This window comes from Sporomusa sp. KB1, assembly GCF_007830295.1.
Classification (GTDB): domain Bacteria; phylum Bacillota; class Negativicutes; order Sporomusales; family Sporomusaceae; genus Sporomusa.
Window position 1 is genome coordinate 395329 of sequence record NZ_VLKC01000001.1, and the last position, 23456, is coordinate 418784.

General features: G+C 42.0%; 26 protein-coding genes. 5 read left to right on the forward strand and 21 right to left on the reverse strand.

The window, feature by feature from the left end:
* Positions 1-546 precede the first annotated feature (546 nt).
* The 17 genes from SALPA_RS01720 to SALPA_RS29435 form a co-directional block, all read right to left on the reverse strand.
* Positions 547-1551: an ABC transporter substrate-binding protein gene (locus tag SALPA_RS01720; protein WP_145088956.1), complete on the reverse strand. Its 1005-nt coding sequence runs from the start codon at positions 1549-1551 to the stop codon at positions 547-549.
* Positions 1552-1593: 42 nt separating this feature from the next.
* A complete protein-coding gene (locus SALPA_RS01725) occupies positions 1594-3207 on the reverse strand; it encodes an amidohydrolase (protein WP_145088958.1) in 1614 nt (537 codons plus the stop codon).
* A gap of 35 nt (positions 3208-3242) precedes the next feature.
* Positions 3243-5711: a pyruvate formate lyase family protein gene (locus SALPA_RS01730; RefSeq protein WP_145088961.1), complete on the reverse strand. Its 2469-nt coding sequence runs from the start codon at positions 5709-5711 to the stop codon at positions 3243-3245.
* A 33-nt stretch (positions 5712-5744) separates the two neighbouring features.
* Positions 5745-6926, reverse strand: coding sequence for a M20/M25/M40 family metallo-hydrolase (locus tag SALPA_RS01735; RefSeq protein ID WP_186450858.1), 1182 nt, complete (start codon positions 6924-6926; stop codon positions 5745-5747).
* Between the two features lie 35 nt (positions 6927-6961).
* Positions 6962-8338, reverse strand: coding sequence for an aminotransferase (locus SALPA_RS01740; protein WP_145088967.1), 1377 nt, complete (start codon positions 8336-8338; stop codon positions 6962-6964).
* Between the two features lie 153 nt (positions 8339-8491).
* On the reverse strand, positions 8492-9223 hold the full coding sequence (locus SALPA_RS01745) for a GntR family transcriptional regulator (RefSeq protein WP_145088970.1): 732 nt from the start codon (positions 9221-9223) through the stop codon (positions 8492-8494).
* Between the two features lie 89 nt (positions 9224-9312).
* Positions 9313-9534 (reverse strand): hypothetical protein, encoded by a 222-nt coding sequence (locus SALPA_RS29420; protein ID WP_222427814.1) that lies wholly within the window; start codon positions 9532-9534, stop codon positions 9313-9315.
* A 201-nt stretch (positions 9535-9735) separates the two neighbouring features.
* A complete protein-coding gene (locus SALPA_RS01750; RefSeq protein ID WP_145088974.1) occupies positions 9736-9999 on the reverse strand; it encodes a TfoX/Sxy family protein in 264 nt (87 codons plus the stop codon).
* Between the two features lie 288 nt (positions 10000-10287).
* Entirely contained in the window at positions 10288-11304 is a 1017-nt protein-coding gene (locus SALPA_RS01755) for an alpha-hydroxy-acid oxidizing protein (protein ID WP_145088977.1), read from the reverse strand.
* A 91-nt stretch (positions 11305-11395) separates the two neighbouring features.
* Positions 11396-11560: a hypothetical protein gene (locus SALPA_RS29425; protein WP_222427815.1), complete on the reverse strand. Its 165-nt coding sequence runs from the start codon at positions 11558-11560 to the stop codon at positions 11396-11398.
* Between the two features lie 299 nt (positions 11561-11859).
* Complete coding sequence (locus SALPA_RS01765; protein ID WP_145088980.1) at positions 11860-12726, reverse strand: class I SAM-dependent methyltransferase; 867 nt, start codon at positions 12724-12726, stop codon at positions 11860-11862.
* Positions 12726-13163 carry a GrpB family protein gene (locus SALPA_RS01770; RefSeq protein WP_186450859.1) on the reverse strand — a complete coding sequence of 146 codons (438 nt, stop codon included), beginning with the start codon at positions 13161-13163 and terminating at the stop codon, positions 12726-12728. Before SALPA_RS01770 ends, SALPA_RS01765 begins: the two co-directional genes overlap by 1 nt.
* A 14-nt stretch (positions 13164-13177) precedes the next feature.
* Complete coding sequence (locus SALPA_RS29430; protein ID WP_222427816.1) at positions 13178-13378, reverse strand: hypothetical protein; 201 nt, start codon at positions 13376-13378, stop codon at positions 13178-13180.
* 186 nt (positions 13379-13564) lie between these two features.
* Entirely contained in the window at positions 13565-13870 is a 306-nt protein-coding gene (locus SALPA_RS01775; protein ID WP_186450860.1) for a nucleotidyltransferase domain-containing protein, read from the reverse strand.
* Between the two features lie 23 nt (positions 13871-13893).
* On the reverse strand, positions 13894-14400 hold the full coding sequence (locus SALPA_RS01780; RefSeq protein ID WP_145088986.1) for an AAA family ATPase: 507 nt from the start codon (positions 14398-14400) through the stop codon (positions 13894-13896).
* 246 nt (positions 14401-14646) lie between these two features.
* Positions 14647-14940: an MGMT family protein gene (locus SALPA_RS01785; RefSeq protein ID WP_145088989.1), complete on the reverse strand. Its 294-nt coding sequence runs from the start codon at positions 14938-14940 to the stop codon at positions 14647-14649.
* A 269-nt stretch (positions 14941-15209) separates the two neighbouring features.
* Positions 15210-15362, reverse strand: a complete 153-nt coding sequence (locus tag SALPA_RS29435; protein ID WP_222427817.1) for a hypothetical protein — start codon at positions 15360-15362, stop codon at positions 15210-15212.
* 91 nt (positions 15363-15453) lie between these two features.
* Between SALPA_RS29435 and SALPA_RS01790 the strand changes: the two genes are divergently transcribed.
* Entirely contained in the window at positions 15454-16647 is a 1194-nt protein-coding gene (locus SALPA_RS01790) for an IS256 family transposase (protein WP_145088854.1), read from the forward strand.
* 178 nt (positions 16648-16825) lie between these two features.
* On the opposite strand, the gene SALPA_RS30685 is transcribed toward SALPA_RS01790, so the two are convergent.
* The 4 genes from SALPA_RS30685 to SALPA_RS01805 all read right to left on the reverse strand — a co-directional run bounded on the left by SALPA_RS30685 (position 16826) and on the right by SALPA_RS01805 (position 19969).
* Complete coding sequence (locus SALPA_RS30685) at positions 16826-16957, reverse strand: hypothetical protein (RefSeq protein WP_255450719.1); 132 nt, start codon at positions 16955-16957, stop codon at positions 16826-16828.
* Complete coding sequence (locus SALPA_RS01795) at positions 16954-17235, reverse strand: FadR/GntR family transcriptional regulator (protein WP_145088992.1); 282 nt, start codon at positions 17233-17235, stop codon at positions 16954-16956. Before SALPA_RS01795 ends, SALPA_RS30685 begins: the two co-directional genes overlap by 4 nt.
* A 231-nt stretch (positions 17236-17466) precedes the next feature.
* Positions 17467-18330 carry a PHP domain-containing protein gene (locus SALPA_RS01800; RefSeq protein ID WP_145088995.1) on the reverse strand — a complete coding sequence of 288 codons (864 nt, stop codon included), beginning with the start codon at positions 18328-18330 and terminating at the stop codon, positions 17467-17469.
* 196 nt (positions 18331-18526) lie between these two features.
* Positions 18527-19969, reverse strand: a complete 1443-nt coding sequence (locus SALPA_RS01805; protein ID WP_145088998.1) for a sigma 54-interacting transcriptional regulator — start codon at positions 19967-19969, stop codon at positions 18527-18529.
* A gap of 119 nt (positions 19970-20088) precedes the next feature.
* On the opposite strand from SALPA_RS01805, the gene SALPA_RS01810 reads away from it, so the two are divergent.
* Genes SALPA_RS01810 through SALPA_RS01825 form a run of 4 tightly spaced genes read left to right on the forward strand, consistent with a single transcriptional unit; the run spans position 20089 to position 23111 of the window.
* A complete protein-coding gene (locus SALPA_RS01810) occupies positions 20089-20661 on the forward strand; it encodes a 2-oxoacid:acceptor oxidoreductase family protein (RefSeq protein WP_145089001.1) in 573 nt (190 codons plus the stop codon).
* Positions 20661-20957, forward strand: coding sequence for a 4Fe-4S dicluster domain-containing protein (locus tag SALPA_RS01815; protein ID WP_145089004.1), 297 nt, complete (start codon positions 20661-20663; stop codon positions 20955-20957). Before SALPA_RS01810 ends, SALPA_RS01815 begins: the two co-directional genes overlap by 1 nt.
* 21 nt (positions 20958-20978) lie before the next feature.
* Positions 20979-22172 carry a pyruvate ferredoxin oxidoreductase gene (porA, locus tag SALPA_RS01820; RefSeq protein WP_145089007.1) on the forward strand — a complete coding sequence of 398 codons (1194 nt, stop codon included), beginning with the start codon at positions 20979-20981 and terminating at the stop codon, positions 22170-22172.
* On the forward strand, positions 22173-23111 hold the full coding sequence (locus SALPA_RS01825; protein WP_145089010.1) for a thiamine pyrophosphate-dependent enzyme: 939 nt from the start codon (positions 22173-22175) through the stop codon (positions 23109-23111). It begins immediately after the preceding gene.
* The last annotated feature ends 345 nt before the right edge of the window (positions 23112-23456 follow it).

Consider the following 23456-nt stretch of genomic DNA (forward strand, 5'->3'; position numbering starts at 1 on the left):
TATTTCACCTTTTTGTCCCATTAGAATGTCAGGTTTGCCATCGTAAAACTATGATTGACGTAGTAACATTATACTCTTCTAATTCCATCTGCTTTCTCCTGCTGAGTAATGTGAAGCTTGCTAAGAAAACCTTATTGATGCAATAACCATTGCCAATTTCACAGATCAATGTACCAGGACTATACTTTAATCAAACCCAAGAAATATTATGAGGAGAACATTAAAAATGGAAATGCTCATATTTTATTTAATTGCTATTTACATTTCAGCAATTGAGACCAGCAAGGAAAGAAAAGAGTACAAAAATTAGTCGATAACTTAGCTGTGTCAGCCCCGATTGCTCATAATTTCGGTAGTTGATCATCATTTCACTCACCTAAAGAACCATAGATAGTTTAAAACAGTAACCTCAAGCCATGGTTGTCTAATATAAAGGCCAAAGAAAGCTATTTTACACAACTCTCTTTGGCCTCTAGTTTTTCTAATCAGCCTATTACTATGTAAATACTAATAAAAATCTCACCTTCTCAAAGAGAGCATATTATCTTATTGAATTCCTGCCGCCTTTAAATACTGATCATCCACAAAATCCTTCACATTTACGTCATTGCGAATTAATTTGTTTTCTTTCAAAAATACCGCGGTTTCCGCAATCGACTTAACAGCCTCATCGGTCAGGCGCAGATCAAAAATTACGTTTTCAAAGCCTGGCCTTAATACCTCAGGCTTAAACCCAGAATTTTTGGCAATAATCTCTAACGCTTTGTCTGGATTGGCTTTAATCCACTTCTCAGCCCGATCCAACACTTTTAGCAATCGTACCGTGATGTCTGGATATTTGCTTAAAAACTCACTGCGACCGACAATTACATTAATATTTTCTTTATATCCCGTAGCATCCGTAACAAGTTTACCGGCTCCCGACGCTACAACATTGGACAGAGTAGGTTCCCAAATAACTGCCGCATCAATATGATTAGATGCAATCGAGGATAAAATATCTGACGACGCCAGATTTACTTGCTGAATATCATTCGGCTTTAGCCCAGCCGACTTCAGATAAATATATAGCAACTGATGGGAAACAGAACCTACCACAAAACCAACCTTTTTTCCTTTTAAATCTGCAGGTGAATTAATGTTTGCACCGTTCGCAGCTATTAATCCGGTTATTTTTGTCCCATTGCTATAAACGCCAATGGCCTTAACATCAACATTATTGGATTTAAGCTGAATAGCCGGTTGATCGCCAACTTGCCCAAAGTCAATGCGGTTGCCAGCAAATGCTTCATTCATAGCCGGACCGGAAGCGAATTTTTCCAGTTCAAAAGTAATCTCGTCTTTTTCAAACTCTTCTTTAAGCCAGCCCATTTCCCTCGCAACTACGATCTGAACATGCCCCGGCTGATAGCCATAATGAACGGTTAGCGGAGTTTTCGCCACAGGTTTTTCTGCTTTCTCGGTTGCTGTCTTACCACCGCAGCCAGACAACGCTACCGCGAAAAAAACTATCATGCATGCCAATACAATATTGCGTAAAAATTTTTTCATTATACCATCTCCCTGAAATTAAATATATAGTTTGCTAAAGATCTACTCTGTATAGATACTCTGTCCCTCAACAATAGTTTCCAACACTCGGATATCCTTCAATTCCACTCTGCCAGATAGCGGATTGTCTGATAAAATAACTAAATCGGCAAATTTACCCGGTTCAATCGAACCCCTGGTTGTCTCAGTGAAACTTTGCCATGCAGCATGTATGGTCAGTGCCTTCAAGGCGTCTAATGGTGTAATCCTTTGCTTTTCACCAATGATTTGCCCGCTCGCCGTTTGGCGCTGTACGGCTGACCATGCTAAAAACAGCGGATTTATGGGCACCACCGGCGTATCGGAATGAATGGTAAAGCGCATATCCCTGATAACGGCTGAATGCGCCGGATTCATGCGAAAAGCGCGTTCAGGCCCTACAAAGATTGCCGCATGACGATCACCCCAATAATACGTATGCAGACTAAAAAAAGAGGGTATTATTCCCAATTGTTTCATCCGGTCTAACTGGTCTTCTCTTACCGTCTGCGCATGCACGATAACGTGACGCGTATTTTGACGGGAATATTTTTGTTGTGCCCCAGCAAACGCATCCAATGCAGCATCAATGGCGGCATCGCCATTACAATGAACCGCCACCTGCCAGCCTTCGCAGTGGAGTTTTTCAATCTGCCCAAACAGATCATCCCGTTTGATTGCTGGCCAGCCGCTATAATCGGTTGGCAAATCATGCGGAATGACATAATAGGGCTTACTCAAATAGGCTGTATAAATTTGAATGGAACCATCGAAAAATAATTTGCCCGAAGTTAGAGAGAGTCTGTCCGGATCAACTCCTTTCAGTATATTCTGTTGCTGTATCTCATCGAGAATGTGCGGGCATGCCCAAACAATAACCCTTAGCGGCAGTTCTTTTTGCTTTATGGCTGTTTTTAAATTACCCAGAAAATCAATATCAGACAGATAGCCTACCTGTGTAGTCGTGATTCCTCGTGCCGCATACTCCACCGCCGCTTGCTGAATGGCTGACAGCTGCTGGCTATGTGTAAGTGCTAACGCCTCAGCAATATATTGAAATCCTGTTTCTACAAAAAGCCCCGTCGGCTCATTAGTAAGGGCATCACGTTCAATATATCCACTCTGCGGAACACCTGCCTCTCTATTAATACCCAGCCTCTTCAGCGCCGCTGAATTTACCACAAAGCGGTGCATGGAGCAATGAATTGCTGCAACTGGATGATCTGTTGAAACTTTATCTAAATCCAGGCGATTGGGATGTCTGTTTTCTGCGAGCAGCGTATCGTCATAGCCAACACCCACAATCCATTCCCCTACTGGGGTTTGCTTTGCTTTTTCCTGCAGGCGCAAAATTACTGCAGCCATGTTGCTTGTAGTTCCAATCGGCGGGCTAGCTAAATCTACACGATATAAGGAATTTGCACCTGACATAGGAAAATGGCTGTGCGCATCAATAAAGCCTGGCAGCATGGTTTTGCCGTCCAAATCAATAATTTGCGTCCCTGCCGTACGCAGGTACAAAATATCCTTTTCCGAACCTATGGCTTGAATGCGTCCGCCACTAATAGCTACAGCCTCGGCGATCATATCGCTGCCATCCATGGTAATAATCGTGCCATTTATATAGATCGTGTCCATCTCATATCTAGCTCCTTTTATCAACTCATACCTGCCTACCAGCCCGTATGTTCCGTTCTGGAAATTAAGTCATCCTGTAAATCTGCCGACAAATCAACAAAGTAAGCACTGTAACCAGCAATTCTCACAATAAGGCTACGATATTTTTCTGGATCTTTTTTAGCTTCGAGCAAAGTTTGCCGATTAATAACATTAAACTGAACATGCCACAAACGCAAATCACACCAAGTTCTAATGAAGGATACCAGCTTTTCTGTGCCTTTTTCGCCCGCCACCACCGACGGACTCAGCTTTACATTGAGAAGCCGCGACGCCCGTTCCCGATAATCTGGATTTTTTGAGGCATAGTTAGAAAGCAGCACTGCGGTTGGCCCTTTACTGTCCGCCCCTTGCGAGGCCGATGAACCATCAGACAGTGGCGTATATTCCTTTCGGCCATCCGGCGTAGCGCTCACTACCTTGCCAAACGGCACATGAGAAGTAAACGGCACTAAGCGAAGATCGAGATGAACTCCTAATTCTTTAGAATATTTACGAGTAAATTCCAAGCATTCCTTATCCAGCTGCTTAGCGATAGAATCCGCATACTCATTGTTATTGCCGTACTTAGGAGCATGCAATAGGAGCTGTCTGGTAAATTCATGCCCTTCAAAGTTCGTTTCTAGCGCAGTTATTAATTCCGGGATACTCAGGCGTTTTTCTTCATATACCAATTTTTTAATAGCTGCCAGAGAATCCACTACCGTAGCATATCCCATAAATTCAAAATACCCTAAGTCGATGCCACCCTCAATGCGCGATTCGTGAATATCTTTATACTCTTTCATGCAAAGATCATGCAGCGCGGAACCTAATGGCCAAGCAAAATGCTGCGGACGAAGCCGGATAATGACATGCTGCTGAATAAAGGCCTGTTTCAAAAAGTTGATGTGCTGCTTAACATACGCCTGCCAAAAAGTTTCCCAATCCTGCCATGCTGCTGGATCACCCAACGCCAACCCAATTTGCTCATTACCGTATTTTCTCATTTTGCCATTATGCAGTGTCATTTCTAATGCTGCCGGGAAATTGATATATGCGCAGGGACTCGTATACGTATCACGGTTTGGCATCCTCGCTTCCGAACAACCAGATACCGCATAGTCATAGGCTTCCGCAAACGTTGCGCCTTTTGACAATAATAAGGGCACCACTTCTTCATCATTGATCAGTTTAGGAAAGCCCGAGCCTTCCTTAATTGTTTCCGCCACTTCATAGAGATAGCGTTGCGGTGAACGCGTATGAATTCTTGCCGCTAAATCCGGATAGTGCAAAGGAAATTCCCGCTTGGATTGTAAAAAGAGATATGTCAGAGTGTTGGTGGCATCTTGTCCGCCAGGCGTTTGTCCCCCAATGGTCACTGCCTCCCAATGAGCATAACCTTCATTAAATGACCCGCCGGTGGGAGAAATATATAAATCAATAAACTGCGCCATAGCCAACCACATGCATTCTAAGAGTTCAAGTACCTTTTCCTCAGTAAGTACGCCGACTTCCATATCCCTTTGATAATACGAATACAAATACTGATCCATTCGACCATTAGAAATAATCGTGCCCGTTTTTTGTTCCATGCGGGAAAACATTTGCGTAAACCATTGGGATTGCATCGCTTCCCGGAAATTACGCGCCGGATTTTCCGGCACCCATTCGCACACTTCAGCAATTTCTAATAATTCCTGCCTACGCACAGGGTTTTGTTCCGAGTTCGCCAGTTGGCGCGCCAGTGCCGCATGGCGCTTCGCCCAGAGTATAATTGCTTCCGATGCCAAAACAACTGATTGCAGAAAAGGAGCTTTCTCCAAAGAATCTCGTGCGCTAAGAGGGTCCAGTCGCGATAATTCTTCTTCCGCTTCCTCTTTAATTTTCTTAAATCCCTTTTTGAGTACTTTTTCATAATCATGTACCCACTGGATGGAGGAGCGAAATGAAGCGGTCTCATTGACGATAAATCGAGATTCCAGTACATTGTCGGGATTATAAGTATATTTGAGAGTTTCCTTTGGTAACGCTTGAACCAAGTGTTCATGAAAGGTCTTACCTCGCCAATATGGTGCGATTTCATTAACCACAATCTGCACATCTTCAGGTGCAATATTGAACGGTGCGCCGACCCGTTTAGGAAGTTCTGCTAAGCCAATATCTAAAAAATCGCCATCTAATTCTGGATATAAAATACCATAGCGCCCAATGCCGCCGCTCCGTCCTACCAGCAATTGATGCTCATCAATATAGACGGTAATGTGTTCTGCAATGTGTTTCATGGCCTTCGCCCAGCGTAAAATAAGCGGCTCCCCCTCGGTTTGCCGAAAAGACTCCGTAAAATAACGAGCCCTTTCTACGTCAATTACCGGACGTAAATTTTTAAAGCCTTCTAAAATAGCATTCGTTCTCGGACGATGCTGCGCCGCTTTTCCGGCGATTTCCTGCTGAATGCGTTCTTCTTGCGGTGATAATACTACCATAAAAATTCCTCCTCTAAGTTGTTGCTATATCTGCTAAATACACTCCTGTAGACCAAGTTCCATTAATAAGCGCGTCAAAAGATACAACCGGGGAACTATTGATTTTACATCTGCGCCTTCCTGAACCGTATGGTTCTGTCCATTACTGACGGGACCCACACTGCATAATGTTGCTTCATTAACAGCTGCCGCCCATCCGGCATCTGTCGCGGCAGCACCGCTGGCGAGCGTAAGCGTAAGCCCAATTTCTTGATAAACCTGTTGGGCTAATCCGGCCAGTTTTAGGTTCTTTGCCGATTGTACAAAAGGCGGGAAGGCCAACTGAAAGCTAGATGTCACTTGCGTGCCGGAAATTTGCGTTTTCTGAGCTAATGCCCATGCGGCTTGTTCTACACGATCCATTTCTTCAGGACTATGCGCATACACACGCATAACTGCTCTAGCTTGATCAGGCACCACGTTCTTTTCGACGTTATCCATTCCCGCTTCCAAAATGCGTGTAGTAATAATGGTACCGGCTTCTTGATTTGCTAATTGATTCAGGTGCAATACCTGATATGCTAACTCATCTGCTGCGTTGTATCCTTGCCACGGATAGGCCGCATGAGCCGTCCGCCCTTTTACCTCCGTTACTAAATTACCGCTGCCCACACGCTTTGTGCAAATTCCATCACCTGGCAGACCCGCTTCAGCGCACAATACACAATCATGCTCGCGCGCCAGTTTCATGATTAGTTCCCTAGTTTCATGTGAACCATTTTCCTCTTGACAGTTGGCTAGTAGGGTGATTTTTTTATACGCTGTATATCCTAGATTCCGCAAAATTTCCAACGCATGCAAACATTGCACAATGCCTGCTTTATCATCCGAAACACCCGGACCATGAGCTATCCCTTCGTCATCAATATGGAACGGTCTCTCTACGGCGGCCCCTACTGGAAATACCGTATCCATATGTACTAAAAGCAGTATGCTGCCCCCTCCATTTCCTTCAATCGTTCCCACCACATTGTAGCCGTCCTGTCCATCATTCACAGGGTACGTAACCACTGTCGCACCCAGCCCAATCAGTTTATTTACTATAAAATCGCCCATTTGCGCCAAGCCATCTTGGCAACACGTGGGTGAATCAATCGCAACAAGGGCTTGCCAATCCTTAATAAATGAGACTTCCACCTGTTGACAAGCTGCTAAAACCTGTTCAGAATCTTTCATGTTATCCATCCCCTATTCTTGTCGCATTGCAGGTATTACTTCATGCTCTCCAAGGCTTTCTGAATTGCAGCCGCAATGCGATCGGCCTCATTTTGCGTAAGAATAAGCGGCGGAGCCATGGTCAGCACGTTATTGTGTCCCGGCACACTACGATTCATTTTCCCTATAAGTACTCCCTCTGCAGCGACTTTGCCAACCACTTCAGCCATATACGCCTCACTGGCTGGAGTCTTAGATTGTTTGTCAGTTACCAGTTCTATACCGATAAATAGTCCTTTGCCACGAACATCTCCAATCATTGGCAAATCAGCAAACTCCCTTAGCCGATTTGCTAAATAGTTTCCAATACGAGCGCTATTTAAAATTAGTTCCTCTTCCTCAATGATCTTTATGTTTTCTAACGCTGCTGCGCAAGCGCCGGCGCTGCCGCCAAACGTACTGATGTCACGGAAATAATCCAAATGCTGTTGAGGTTCATGCTTAAACGCATTGAATAGTTCTTCGGTTGTTATAGTTGCTGATAGTGGCATATAAGAACTAGTAATACCTTTGGCCGTCGTGAGAATATCCGGTTTCACCTCCCAATGACTGTGACCAAAGGCTTTGCCTGTCCTGCCAAATCCAGTCACCACCTCATCCACAATTAGCAAAACCTCATACTTACGGCAGATCTCTTGAATCACGCTAAAATACTCATCGACGGGAATAATAATGCCCCCACCAGCAGTGATGGGTTCTAAGATCAACGCGCCAACACTATCCGGACCTTCTTTTCGAATGACGTCTTCTAAGGCGTGCGCGCACTCTAAATTGCAGCCAGGGTAATTCTTATTAAACGGACAACGATAGCAATATACAGGCGGAATACCAGCGAAACCAGGAACCAACGGTTCATATCCCTTTGTCCGCTCTCCCTGACCCGTAGCGCTTAACGCACCCAGCGTTGTACCATGGTAATCCCGCTCACGATATAAAATCTTGTATTTATCCTGCTTAGGATGAACGAGACGATTATACTGCCGGGATATCTTAAAGGCCTTTTCATTCGCTTCTGAACCGCTGTTCGACAGATAAACCCGCTGAAAATGCGGCAGCAATTCAGTCAGTTTTTTAGCCAGTAAAATAGCCGGCGGATTCCCTGCACTACCAGCATAATAAGAAAGCTGCAGTAATTGTTTGTGAACGGCTTCAGCGATCGAACTCCGGCCATATCCTGCATTGACACACCATACGCCACCGGCCAGAGCATCCAAATACTCTCTGCCATGAACATCCTTCACATAAGCACCATGCCCTTCCACCATAATGGGTGGTTCTTTACTTTCAAATGCTTTGTGCTGCGTAATATGGTGCCACAAACATTCCCTATCCATTTCAATAAGTTTTTCTGTGCTAACATTATATTCTCTCATAGTACATCCTCCTAAAACTAAAAGGTCGGAAAGCAAGTTATGCTCTCCGACCTTTAGTTGTTTCTAATCAGTCGTATAGTGAGTTATGAGGCTGTTATGGCGCTACAACCTTTAGTTTTTTTCTAATCAGTTATAACATGTTCGCAGCCACTGTCATCTTTTTCTCTTACGTGTTAGATTGATGCGAAATGAATACATATCCGCCCGATACAGACTTTTTTCATATTCCCACGGTTTACCTTCCAAATCAACCACCAAACGTTTAGAAAGTAATGCACAACTGGGTGCAGCCGACAAATTCAATAACTTTTTTTCTTCTGCTGTAGGAATAATCGCCGTAATGGTTTGCTTAGCTTCCCATAACGTAATGCCTATCTCATTTTCCAAAATCTCATAGGTAGATGCATTATTTAAGTCTACCTCAGCCAGTTTTTGCCCTATTTTCAAAGGATAATACTGCTTTTCCACTACGATCGGCACATCATTCGCTAGCCGCAGTCGATTCGTTTCATAAATCTCCTTAGTCCCAAATATAACAGCAACATCTTGCGGTGAAGGGACAATGCCTTGACTTAACAATCTAATGTTTGGTTTCATTCCCATATCCTGAACGATTTCAAAATACGTACTAAGATTCCCCAACCATTCTTCGATTGATCTCGCCGAAACGAAGGTACCGAGACCTTGCTTTGTTTCGAGCACTCCTTCCTCCGTCAGCGTACGAACAGCTCTCCTAATGGTTGCCCGGCTGACGCTAAACATTTCCATAAGTTCATATTCCGAGGGTATCTTCTCTGTATAAGTCCCTTTTAATATTTCATTGCGCAAAACATTTCTAACCTGCAAGTGCAGGGGCATTGCGTCCGTTTTATCTACAGTAAACATTACCCACCTTTACGTTTATAAAAATTATCTACCAAACGTTAACGTAGTTATATTATACCATCATCAGGATGTCCGTACAAGTTGGTTTTTTATTTTTCCTCAACTGATTTTGCCAGCTGTCGCATGACAGATTCACTCAGCATTACGTTTCCCAAAGGATACTCTCGGCCTAGTGATTGGTACTTCGGCTGCCCCATACGATGATACGGCAAAAGTTCATAACTAGCATTGGTGGTGGTGACTTTTGTAAGATTATCTAAACTAAGTCGGTTGTCTACCCCGGTATGCTGCTTATGCCGCAAGCCAATCAAGGCATTTTATGTCATAAATGAGCGTGTCCAAATACTCACAGACTTTTTTTAAGTTTTCCCCGGGAAGGACCACCGGAAAACCGCGCGACTTTGTGGGACCCATGTCACCTTTTCTATGCGCTTGTCCTTTATGGTTTGATTGAGTTGCGCCGCAATAATGATTGCTTCCGGGATTTCAAGAATAGGCCATCTTCCTTCGCGCTATTCTTTTGATAAACTATGGAAAAATGCTTTTAATTCCAGTTTGGTATCAGCAGGCATAAGTGTATCCAGAATACCAAGGATTGCGCCCTGTATCCCGTACAGCATGTGGAGGCAGGCGCCGGGGTCGCGCTGGAGACGGATGCGGCGAAACGCTTCCTTCGCACCAATCTCCCGGAGCTGCTCCGGCGTTTCAATGCCGACAGCCAGCAGATTTGCTTCTAATATTTTGCCTATGTTGGGCAGTTTGGACAATTTGCTCATACAACGCATCCCTCTTATTCCTGTGCAATCTCACCCTGTACCGTAATTCCTAAACGCAGTCAAGCGCCTGTATCAATTTTATTCATGCAACAATCAAACCCACTCGTCCAACGGGTGGGTTTGTTCGCTCCTATAAGGGGCTGCTACCGACCAGCGCCTAAAAACGCCGGCTTTCACTTTGTTCAAGCCTTAACGTCTTTGACTCGTTACCACCCTTAAGAAAAACAGGGGGGACAGGGATTTCATTATAAGTTATTTCTAGTTAATTAAGCTTTTTGGCGAAATTCATTATCTACGTACCATATCCTTTGTAATCTCACTCAGGCTAAAAGCACCACACATCGCCATCGTATCCTTTAATTCTTCAGCCAATTTTTCAATATAAATCTTCACGCCCTCCTTTTCACCGCCATAGACAGCTGTTACAAACGGACGACAGATTAGGACACCGTCTGCACCAAGTGCTAGGGCCTTGAAAATATCTGTACCAGAACGGATACCACCATCAACAAGAATCTTCATCTCGCTTCCGACAGCCTCTGCGATTTCAGGAAGCACTTCCGCAGTTGACGGACACTGATCCAGCACCCTGCCGCCATGGTTAGAAACAACAATTGCTTTTGCTCCTGCTTCTTTGGCCTTCAGTGCGCCCTTTATGTTCATTATCCCTTTTACAATAAACGGAACACCTGCAATTTCGGAAATGCGACGAAGCTCATCAACTGATTTCCCACCAGCCGGAGGTGTCATATTTTTTAAGAAAGGCAATCCGGCTGCATCTATATCCATGGCAACAGCAAAAGCTGCTGCCTTATGTACCAGATCCATTTTCTCGTTAATTGTATCCATATTCCATGGTTTAATAGTAGGAATACCACGACCATTCACCTTAGCTATTGCCGCTGTTGCACTCTCCATGACTTTCGGATTTGTACCATCACCGGTAAACGCAGCTATTCCATTTTCCATGCAGGCAGAAACCAGAATATCATTATAAGTCATATCGCTAAATTTATCACTGTAGTGCATATTTACCGCACCAACAGGTCCCGCAAAAAATGGATATTTGAACGTCTGTCCAAATAATTTCAATGTTGTATCTACTGGTCTGCTCTGACAGAGTGTATCCATATTGACACGAATCTCCTGCCATTTCTGGTAGTTGCGGATGGCTGTGTCTCCAACGCCCTTTGCCCCTGGTCCAGGAATGCTGTTTTTACAGACAATACCATTGCAGACATTGCATGCCTTGCAGTAACTACCGATACAGGTACGTGCATTTTCCAGTACTTCCTTATAATTCATAATTTTCTCCTTCTTTCCTTATCTTTTTAAGTAATTTACTGATTAGAATTATATTATACACTATTTGCGGTTTCTCTTCTTTGCAGGAGAATTACTGACTCGACGTATGTACGAAAGTTATCAATCGATTATCGATGTTAGCAACATCCTCCTCAAACATCTTCATTATCGTATCAGGATTGACCGGCATCCCTTTCACCGTAGCATCCATATCCATGGTCGCCCGTGTATCAAGTCCTACCAGCGCAGCGACCAAAAATCCGCCAAATTCTCACAGTAGGAAGATACCGAAATCCGTTCCAGCAGCCGTTCGAGCATGAAATTTTGCAAAACGTTTGCGCTGAGATATTATTTTCGCCCCTCATTTTGTTTTAAGTACATTTCTATAATACCAACACTGAAGCATAGCGACAAATTCTTTTTTTCGTTTTCCCGCCCCCTCATTTCCGTTCTATCAACGCTACGTACTCGACGTGTCATTTGATAGCTACGTGATACTGATTCGCGAAATTGAAGTTTCGCGGAAAGGTTCGACAATATTTTACCCGGGGGTTCCTATACCTTTCTGGCTACTACAGCTATCCAGTCGCTACTCTCCTTATATTCTGTACCGTCAAGAGCACTGCAAACGTATTCTATTTCAAAGCCATTATTGTTCAATACCTGTGAAATCGTCGGCAATGAATAGTCGTGAAACCAAAGCCGGTATGTTTTAATCTCGCCGGCTTCATCTATAACAGTATATTGATCTAGCCAAGTATCCTGTTTGGGATAACCAAATCCCTGTTCCAGAACTATATGCCTATTGGGCCGCCAAAAACCACCATCAGAATAGTACCACCTGTTTTTTATTCCTTCACTCATCCTTAAATTATGAGTGGAGACATCAAAAATAAACCGTCCGCCATCTTTCAATGCTCTGTGAATAAGCCCAAGCAACCGATTCCGCGTCTCGTCAGAAAAGGTACATAACTCCCCATATATTTGTTGCACACAATCGAACACACCATCATAGTCAATATCAAAAAAGCTTCCGCAAATATAATCAATGCTTAACCCTTGCTCTCCAGCTTTCTTCCGCGCATAATTGATTGATCTTCTCGAAATATCAATACCCGTTACCTTTATGCCATGCATACAAAGTCTACTGCTATACAGACCTGGTCCGCATCCCAAATCAAGCACCTTATCACCTTGGTTTATAATTGAAGCACCAAGAAGATGCTCTACTGTTTTTTCAATAGACTCCGTCCTTCTACTCGCACCGTCAACATTGGGATTTAAATGATTTTCAAGCATACTCTTTGAAATGTGCGGGTCATCCCAAAATAAAGTCTCGCCTGGTTCAAACAGTTTTGGTCTTCTTCCCGAGTCAGCCAAGCATTCAAAAATCTTTTGAAACATCTTTTCGTTTTTCTCCATCAAAATCCTCCTACTTTCAGATAATCTCTAAAATATAGCTCATCCCAATCGCCCAGATACCTAACATGAAGATGATATACTTTTTCAGCAAATCCATCCGTTGTATATCCTTTATTAAATACAAGTCTCAAATCCGGCCCATACTCACTTGACATAAGTATCCAGCCATTAGTTTTTAGGGTTTCAATTAGATTTGTAATGTGACAATTATTTTCTAATTCTAATAAAATATCCACAGTCGGCTTTGAAATCATTCCTTCTACCGCACTGCTTCCAATATGGTTGATACGTTTTATATACACATTGTTGATACAATTAAAAAGTTGTCTTTCTTCGATTTTATACCATTCTTTATATTGGGGATTGTACTCTTTTAGGATAATGGGAAATAACTCCCACAATTCTTTCAATGACATCGCTGATAAGTCTTTTTTCAATGCTTGCCACCTCATCAGTAGGTTTGCAAAAGTTTACTGCTCCAAGCAATGATTTTATCGTAATATGAGGCTAAATCCGTTCCATTCATTGCGGTTAGCTTTTTTCTATCCATACAAATATTCATTATCTCTTTATCTATCCCTTTTAAATGTTTTTCCAGATCTGTCTTGCTGCTTATATATTGATTTGTTTCATCAAAATATTTGGCCTGCAAAATAAAAAATGCCGGCTTGTAAAGTGCCGATAACGTTTCGGGGCTGTCTTTAAAGATGAAATTATGGCAGCACGCATGATACAGATTGCACGCACCTATTTTTATAGCACGTTTAACATCATCTTTGCTAATGAGCGGCAGCAAATAGTCTATACTACCGTAGATTGGCTGCGTATCATAATAGAATTAAAATAAATCGGATTTTTCCCAATTTGAAATTTCACTTTGTCCGGAAATAAATCCGCAGGCTTTTTCCTTATAAGGCATTTGGGAAATTATAGCCCGATATTTTTGCAGATCTTTCATAGTTAGCTCATTCAGAATAACCACAATATCTATATCACTGCTATCATTCGCTTCTTTTCGTTTGTAGCTTCCCTGCAAACCGATAAAGGCAACCCTATCTCTATATTCATTTTTTATTTTTGTTACAAGTTCATCTATCCAATCATTTATAAAGAAGGGCATTTTTTCACCTCGCAATTTGTCCAAAGCATTCCATCCAGCATACATAATCAGTTGCGGCGTACAAGGTGTTTAATTTCTATTGCCGCCTGTTCCGCTGTAATATCACTCACATCAATTTTTTTTGTATCCATAGAATGGTATAAAGCAAGTCGGGGTATGCTTCTTTCAATAATATCACGATTACGGATACCTGCCTCCACATCGTATTGCAGGCGAGCTGCCAGTGCCTGCTCGGAACATATTAGCGATATTTTATGAAGTTCAAACTCCCAACCTTGCAGCCGCATCAGTAATTGATTGAAAATATCCTCTTGATGGATTACCCAGCAGAAAATTACATACTCGTACCCAGTATTATTCAAAAACGATTTGAGCAGATAGCAGATGTTGTCCAGCACCATCGCTTTGTTTTCTTCCGAAACAACAAACGGGTTCATATTCCAACACCAGTCACCATCCAACCAAACTCCCGGCGGCAAAATCTTAAGCAGCTGTCTACATACCGCGCTCTTGCCAACCCCCATTGTACCATTGATAATTATTAGCTTTTTCATTTTTCAAAATGCTCTCTTTCGGCTTCCAATTCTTTATTAGGCTTAATCAATAAAAGTGCATCCATCGTGGAGTATCACCACGAAAGTTAGCGACCCTATAAAATATCTTATTCCCCTTTGTAGCGGTTGCCATATGAAATTGCACAAACAGTTAAAACGTGAAGAATTGGCAAAGAAAGTATGATTTCACAGTATAAGCATAATGCCACGTAACATCCATAATAGCATTTATACTTGATTAACAGTTCACCCGGGCCAACTGCACGACTTCATATCAACGCGGCCATCCATTAGGAATGTCACACCTTCGGCTACCAAAAGAGCCTTGCGTATATTTGCATACATGCCGCCTGTAATGGAGCCGTCCGCCATAACGACCCGTTGCCACGGCAAATGCTCCGGGCAACAACGCATAGCCCAACCGACCACACGCGCCGCGCGGGGGCGTCCCAACATCCGGGCGATCTGGCCATATGATACCACTCTGCCGTAAGGTATTTGCTCGACAACGGCGTACACTTGCTTAAAAAATGGATTCAAAATAAACTCATCCTGACTTGTTTATAATTATCTTCATTATAAAACACAATACCAAATTACAAAAGATTATTATTTTTCGTAACACCAAATGACAAGTAAACTATAATTTCTTTGTATATAACTTTAATTCTGTAGCCTTTGTAAAATAAACTTTCTTTTGATATGTTTTATTTGTGACTGAGCCGATTCCCACTGGCGTACACTACACTGAGGTTTAAACTAGACAACATAACAAAAATGAAAAAACTTACATTTCTCTGTAATACTTCTCAAATTTTTCCACGCTTTTCTACCGTCTTAACCAGCTTGGTCAGTGTCTTATTTACCGGTGTAGGTATGCCTATTTTTTTCCTTCCTCCACTATAGCGCCATTGATCGCGTAATCCTAACAAAGGAAGGATAAGGTACAATAAGTTTCGCAAATTGAAATACGGCTAAAAAAGAGGACAAGTTTGCAGTTCCCCGGTAAAATGAAGTCACCACACACCATTTACCGAAAGGGGAAGAGCAAACATGTCCAAAGAAATTATACAGTTGAATGAAGAAATCATCAAGGTAGAACTGAAGGAACTGGTGCGTAGCAGCGTGGAGGAAACGCTCAATAACTTGCTGGATCAGGAAGCCAAAGACCTAACCCAGGCGGCCCGATATGAGCGTACTGAAACCCGTCAAGGTTACCGCTCCGGTCACTACGACAGGCGGTTGACTACTACCTCCGGCGATGTCACGCTGAAAGTTCCCAAGCTCAAGGGCATTCCTTTTGAAACCGCCATTATCGAACGCTATCGCCGGCGGGAAAGTTCCGTAGAAGAAGCGCTCATCGAAATGTATCTAGCTGGCGTATCCGTCCGGCGAGTGGAAGACATCACCGAGGCTCTGTGGGGCAGCAAGGTATCGCCGTCCACCATCAGTGAGTTGAATAAGAAGGCCTATGTCCACATTGAAGAGTGGCGCAGTCGGCCGCTGCAAAGTGGTAAGTATCCCTATGTTTACGTCGACGGCATTTACTTACGCCGCAACTGGGGCGGTGAATATGAGAATGTGAGCGTATTGGTGGCGATTGCCGTCAACGAAGACGGCTACCGTGAAGTGCTGGGAGCGGCCGAAGGCATGAAAGAAGACAAAGTCAGTTGGCTGGAATTCTTCAAATGGCTGAAAAGCCGCGGTTTAACAGGCGTCCAACTGATCATTGGTGATAAATGCCAAGGGATGCTGGCAGCGGCAAATGAGGTCTTCCCCCAGGCCAAATACCAGCGCTGCACTGTTCACTTTTACCGCAATGTCTTTTCAGTTGTTCCCCGCTCCAAGGTCAAAACGGTTGCGAAAATGCTCAAAGCGATTCATGCGCAGGAAAGCAAGTCCGCTGCCCGGGAAAAGGCGGCACAGGTAGCAAAAAGCTTGCGCGACATGAAACTCAAAGAAGCGGCGGCCAAAATCGAGGAAAGCATCGAGGAAACGCTTGCTTATGCCGACTTTCCCGGCGAGCACTGGACAAGAATCCGGACTAACAATGTGATTGAGAGACTCAACCGGGAGATCAGGCGGCGAACCAGGGTCGTGGGTGCTTTCCCGGATGGGCAGTCCGCTCTGATGCTGGTCTGCGCCCGCCTTCGCCACGTTGCTGGAACCCAGTGGGGCAGTAAAAAGTATATGAATATGAAACATCTAGAAAATACCGACCCTGAGTCGGATTTTAGTGATGACTGATTTTACTACCTAGGACTGCAAACCTTTTTGCGAAACTTTCTTGACACTACCAAAGGAAGCTGCTGCTTCTGTTGTTTATAGCCATAAACTTCTGGAACCACACGCCTAGAAGCGTATACTTTTCATCAGACAACCAAAAGCTCCTACCTGTAAAATCAAGTAGGAGCTAGTTTAGTAGTCAAGGATTATGAAAATCCTCCAATTCCAACTTGGCAATTTCTTTAATTTCCTCATCTGTAGCATTCTCCACGATCATACGCATTATTTCAGTTTCTAACGCTAAGCGTACAGAATACCAATCTCGCATCATCTTTTTTTATCCTGCATAAAACTCATGCCTAACGGATCGGAAGACATTCCTGGATTTTCCGCTACAAAAATTCCCAACGCCTTTTTAATGACTAAAACCCCATTAGCTTCCAGAGTTTTAACTGCTTCTCTTATTGAGGTACGGCTAACACCAAACTGTATTGCCATTGTGCGTTCGTCAGGTAATCTATCCCCCGGGGATAGTTCCTTCTTGAGTAGAATTGCATCTCGTATTTTAATCGCGATTTCTTCTGATTTAGGTTGAGCCCCTTTTTTCATATATCAGAACCCTCACAGGCCACATTGAGGCAATACTTAGGAAGGGTGGAGCGCATCTATCATACTTTTCCTCATATAACTAGAGTTTTGGTCTTCTTGCCTGTATTTTTTAAAATTTATAAGCGTTATCTTCTTTTTCATATTCTACTATCTCCTAATATTTTTCTTAACTAGTAATTTTATGTTTAAATCGCATCCAAACAGCAATTTAGAGACACAAGAAAGAAGAAATCACTTACCACAGTTCAACCACTTTAAGAGTTCAACTACTTCGTAACTGTTGTTCCTTACCTGTCCAATTCGAATATGTGGTTTACTTTTTCCATGAAAATCGCTACCACACGTAGCGATGATCCCGCTCTTCCGACAAAACTGGAAATAATGATCTTCCTGTTCTTTCGTATGCCAAGTAGTAAAAGCCTCGATACCCATAAGTCCGAACTCCAAAAGATCACGAAGCAAGGAATCATCAGAAATGCTGAGAGTAGCAGCCGGATGCGCCAGGACAGGAACACCTCCACTCTGTACGATAAGACGAATAACATCTTGCACCCCCGGAATGTATCGAGGAGCGTTATATGGTCGACCAGTAACGATCCAGTCAATGCAAAATTGCAATATATGGTTGTCCTGAAATCTGTATTGATTCAAAAGCCGATTATGGGTATTACGGTCATCAAGAAAAATAGCCTGGCTATAACAAATCGGCATGGGCTGCGGGCCATTCTCCAATACCTTTTCTTTATCTAAATAAAACCCCGCCTCACGTAATCTGGCAATCTGCGCATCAATGTTTTCTTTGCGGCCTTTTTCAATTATATCACACCAATGCGTTATGTCGGGGTGGGTATAATCAATGAAATACCCTAGAACATGCAGCCATTTTTCTTTATATATAGTAGAAAATTCGCAGCCTGGTATGACTTCAATTCCACAATTTTTGCCCCAATATATTGCTTCTTCAACATTATAAACCGTATCGTGATCAGTTATTGCGATAGCTTGAAGCTGATTAGTTTTCGCTAGTTTGACTATTTCTTGTGGTGAATATTCCCCATCGCCACTTGCAGCTGTATGTATATGTAAATCTACCATATTTTCCCCGTATAATATTTAATTTAGAATATCCTGACTGATAAGTAAGCAGTTATTGGCAAAACCTAGGAACGGCGGATACGTCTTATAAAAATAAGCTGAGCCTCTGTAAATCTTCGGTTGTTTCGTTTTCTTTTATTTTTACAAAACCTTTTCTCTTCTGCCTAGTTAATGTAACCAATTCTATAAAGATAAATCAAAATTGGCTTTTTAGCTTGCGCAAATAGTAAGCTATACGATAATACTCAATTTCATATCCTTCATTAAGCATTTTTTGTGCTATACGTCGGGGACCGTAACCTAGGTTATGGTAGTCTTTGATAATTATCTCAGCCCTTTTGTCTAAGTTGATTTTCTTTTCATGTTTTGCCTTAGTTGTTACAGATTGATCGTCAGGTTCAAAGGGAAGATGCTCTTTGTCCACTATTACGTAAATAGTATCCTTGCCTTTGATGTCAGATATTAAGGGAGTTGATGCGTCTATGCTGTAGTTTATAACATCTCTCAACTGACGTATATTTCTAGGATAGTTTGCACTCAAAATTGCTTCTTCAGCATCTTTATTAAAACTTAGATTAAAATTTATTCCATGAAGATTCTCTACGGCACGAATATATTTATCTACAAAATGATTAAATAAACTCCTTTTTTCCTCAAAGCTCCTCTCCATTAATGATGGAATATATAACTCGTATTGTGCCAAACGTTGATAAAGTTCTGGCAGCATTTCTTCTTTTAGGTTTTTTGTAGAGGCTGCTATGATTATTACATCAACAGCTATATCTCGACTGCAGCCAATCCTTCGAATACGACCGGATTCGATTGCCTTGAGAAGAAGCGTCTGGTACTTTTCCAGGGCATGAGCTTCATCAAGAAATAAAATCCCACCATTGGCTTGTTCAAATAATCCCTTTTTCTGTTTGGAGCCTGTATAGGCTCCTTCTTCACTTCCAAATATCTCTACGGCAGCAATATCAGGATTTGTAAATTGGCCACAGTTTATTTCAATAAAAGGGGCTTTCTTATCAAGCACACCAACATCTATGGCGTACTTATATATAAGATTGGCTAGCATTGTTTTACCAGTTCCAGATTCACCAATTATGATGGAATGTCTAGGGCCCGCTAATGATCCTACAGTTCTTTTAGCCCTAACTAGTACATTCTGAAGACTCCCCGTATTACCAATAACAGAACTAATATTGTCTTCCGGTCTACTTAGGGTCAGATGGAGTTCCAAACTCTTTATTCTGTTATTAAGTTCTTCAATCTCTTGAATATCTTGGAACACCGAAAAGGCTCCTTGAAATTCGTTATCTATGTATATTGGATAAGAGCTTATCACATATTTCTTTTTTCCAACATAATGAATCTTTTTGTCTAGCAAAGCATTCTTATTCTTTAATACCTTAAGTACGGCCGCTTGCGGATAAAAAGCTGCAATATGTTTACCTATCATATCTGACCGATTACTATTGGCATAGTCAGCAGATATTTTATTTGAGTAAACTAAAATTCCATCACTATTTACTACATTAATACCGTCTTTGCAATAATCAAGTATCTTCTCAAGTAGTTTATGTTTATACAAATCTTCGTACTTTAAAATAAAATCACCCGCATTACAACATTTTTTCAATTTATTCTAACATTTATAACAAATATAAGCAATGAGTCTTGCGGGAAAAGCAACAGCTGTGGATTTGGCATGGTTCTTGCTTGTATTTATGAGCCAAATCAGATTAGGAGGTTCTATCTATGTCCAAATTAATTGAAATCCGCTGGCATGGCAGGGGCGGGCAGGGCGCCAAAACGGCTGCTTTGTTATTAGCTGACGTAGCTTTCAGTACAGGCATGTATGTGCAAGGGTTCCCAGAGTATGGTCCTGAACGTATGGGTGCACCCATTACTGCTTACAACAGAATAAGTGATACAAGGATTAGGGTTCACTCCAACATATATGAACCTGACTATGTTGTAGTAGTAGACGAAACATTGCTTGATTCAGTGCCTGTTACCAAAGGTTTAAAAAATGATGGCGCTATTATAATCAATACCGATAAGACACCAGAGGAAATGAAAAAGCTCTATTCTAACTATGCTTGCCGGATGCATACCATTGATGCTAGAAAAATATCAGAAAAAGCACTTGGCAAGTATTTTCCTAATACCCCAATGTTGGCAGCAGTTGTTAAGATTAGCAACCTTATGGATGAAGCAAAGTTTATTGAAGAGATGAATTTGTCATTTGAACATAAGTTTGCAGCTAAACGGAGTATGATCAACGGGAATATGAATGCCCTTATATCCGCACTTAAGGAGGTTAAATAATGGCTAATAATATAACTATTGATGAAACCATTGTCTGGCAAAAGATAACTCCTGGTGGAGACATTTATGCGAGTGGCAATTCAGAAGAGTTTCATACGGGGGACTGGCGAACCACTAAGCCAATATTTATCGAGGATAGATGTATTCAATGTTTACTCTGTGTCCCTGTATGCCCAGATATATCGATACCTATAAAAGCAGAAAAACGAACAGATTTCGCCTACAATCATTGTAAGGGCTGCGGTATTTGCGCAAGAGTCTGCCCGGTCAATGCAATTGAAATAAAAGCGGAATAAGAGCAGGAGGAGGAAAAAGAAATGTCTATAAGAGAGAGATTATCCGGTAATGAAGCCGTAGCCCATGCAATGAAGCAAATAAATCCTGATGTAGTAGCAGCATTCCCAATAACACCATCGACAGAAGTTCCCCAGTACTTTTCGCAGTATGTAGCAGATGGAATAGTAGACACAGAATTTGTACCTGTAGAAAGTGAACATAGTGCCATCTCCGCATGTGTTGGCTCACAAGCTGCTGGTGCAAGAACAATGACAGCTACTTCCTCCTGTGGTTTGGCGTTAATGCATGAGATTCTCTATGTTGCTGCATCAAATAGATTACCAATAACCATGGCGGCTATAAACAGAGCTTTGTCTGGTCCTATCAATATTAATGCGGATCATTCAGATACTATGGGGTCAAGAGATTCCGGTTGGATACAGATATATTCGGAAACTAATCAAGAAGCTTATGACAACTTCATACAAGCAGTTAGAATTGCAGAACATAAGGACGTTAGATTACCCATAATGGTTTGTCAAGATGGCTTCATTACTAGTCATGCAGTAGAAAATATTGAGCTTATTGAAGATGAAAAGGTAAAAGAATTTGTTGGAGAGTATGAGCCCGAAAACTACCTCTTAAATGAGAAACAGCCTATGTCTGTAGGCCCCTATGATACCCCTGCTTACTATATGGAGCATAAAAGATTGCAAGCAGAAGGAATGCGGAAGGCCAAAGAAATAGCTTTAGAAGTAGCCGCTGAGTTTGAGAAAATAAGCGGTAGAAGATACGAATTGTTCGAAAAATATAAGCTTGAAGATGCCGAGGTAGCTATAGTGGTTATTAACTCAATGGCTGGTACTGCGAAAGATGCAATTGATCAGCTAAGAAATGATGGAAAAAAAGCAGGACTACTAAAGATAAGATTATTTAGACCATTTCCTGCAGAAGAAATTGCGGAAGCCTTAAAACATATTAAGGTCTTGGCTGTAATGGATAGATCAGAGAGTTTTAGTAATCAAGGCGGTCCTTTGGGAGCGGAAATCAAAGCTGCTCTATATCATATTGAAAAAGCTCCTATAATAATAAACTACATTTACGGCTTAGGTGGTAGGGATATTAAAGTAGAAGATGTCAATAGTGTGTATAAGTCACTTCTGTCGATAATGTCAACTGGTATAACTGGAGAAACCTACAGATACCTTTCTGTCAGAAATGAGGAGGAGAAATAAATGGCGTACAATCTTAAACAAGAACTGACAAAGCCCGAAAGATTAGCATGTGGGCATAGAATGTGTGCAGGTTGTGGTGCTCCAATAGCAGTAAGAGGGGTAACACGCGCAGTAAAAGAAGATGATAAACTTGTTGTAGGTTGTGCAACGGGCTGCTTAGAAGTTTCAACATTTATGTACCCCTATACTTCGTGGAAGGATTCTTTTATTCATAATGCATTTGAAAACGCTGGAGCAACTATGAGCGGAGTGGAGGCAGCTTATAATTCCCTTAAAAGAAAAGGTAAAATAAAGGGTGAATATAAATTCATTGCTTTTGGGGGTGATGGTGGTACATACGATATAGGTTTTCAATCACTTTCTGGAGCCATGGAAAGAGGACATGATCTGGTTTACGTATGCTATGACAATGGTGCTTATATGAATACTGGCATACAAAGATCATCTGCAACCCCCAGGTTTGCAGATACTACCACCACTCCATCCGGTGCTGCATCTGTTGGTAAATCGCAGTCGAGAAAAGATCTAACGCAGATAATAGCCAACCATCATATACCTTATGTAGCACAAACAACTTTTACAAAGAACTTTAAAGACTTGCATGAAAAGTCTGAGAAGGCGATTTATAAAAAAGGAGCCGCCTTTATGAATATATTAGCTCCATGCCCTAGAGGGTGGAGATATCCTACTGAGGATCTAATGGAGATGTGCCGGCTTGCAGTAGAAACTTGTTATTGGCCACTATTCGAAGTTGAAGATGGAAATTGGAAGCTTAGCTATATTCCCAAAAATAAGCTCCCGATTGAGGTTTTTCTCAAGCCACAAGGAAGATTTAAGCATTTATTCGCAAAAGATAATGAACATTTGATTGAGGAGTTCCAAAAAGAAGTCGATCAAAGATGGAGTGAATTATTAAAAATGTGTGATGTGAAGCCTTAATAGTCCCGGGAATTCGTTAAACGTTAACCGAATAATCCTGGGGTCTGCGGCAAATTTTGTGTGATTAATAATTTCTTAAGTCAAGTGGAACAAGAGAACCGATGGTATAGACTAACAGGATCGACAGCGCCGCTACTCTGTGCGAACAATGGCAAAGTCGGAGTAAACATGAATGCTGAAATGTACATGAAAACAGCGCTAGCCAGGAGTAAAATAAATTTTTTTGTCCATAAAGGCTCTGAATGAGATTGCTTTTTCAATATATTTCGAATCCTCTTTTCTTTATTTATAAGACTTCGCTAATATTGGAATTCTTCCAACGTCAACAGTTTAAACTTCTGCATA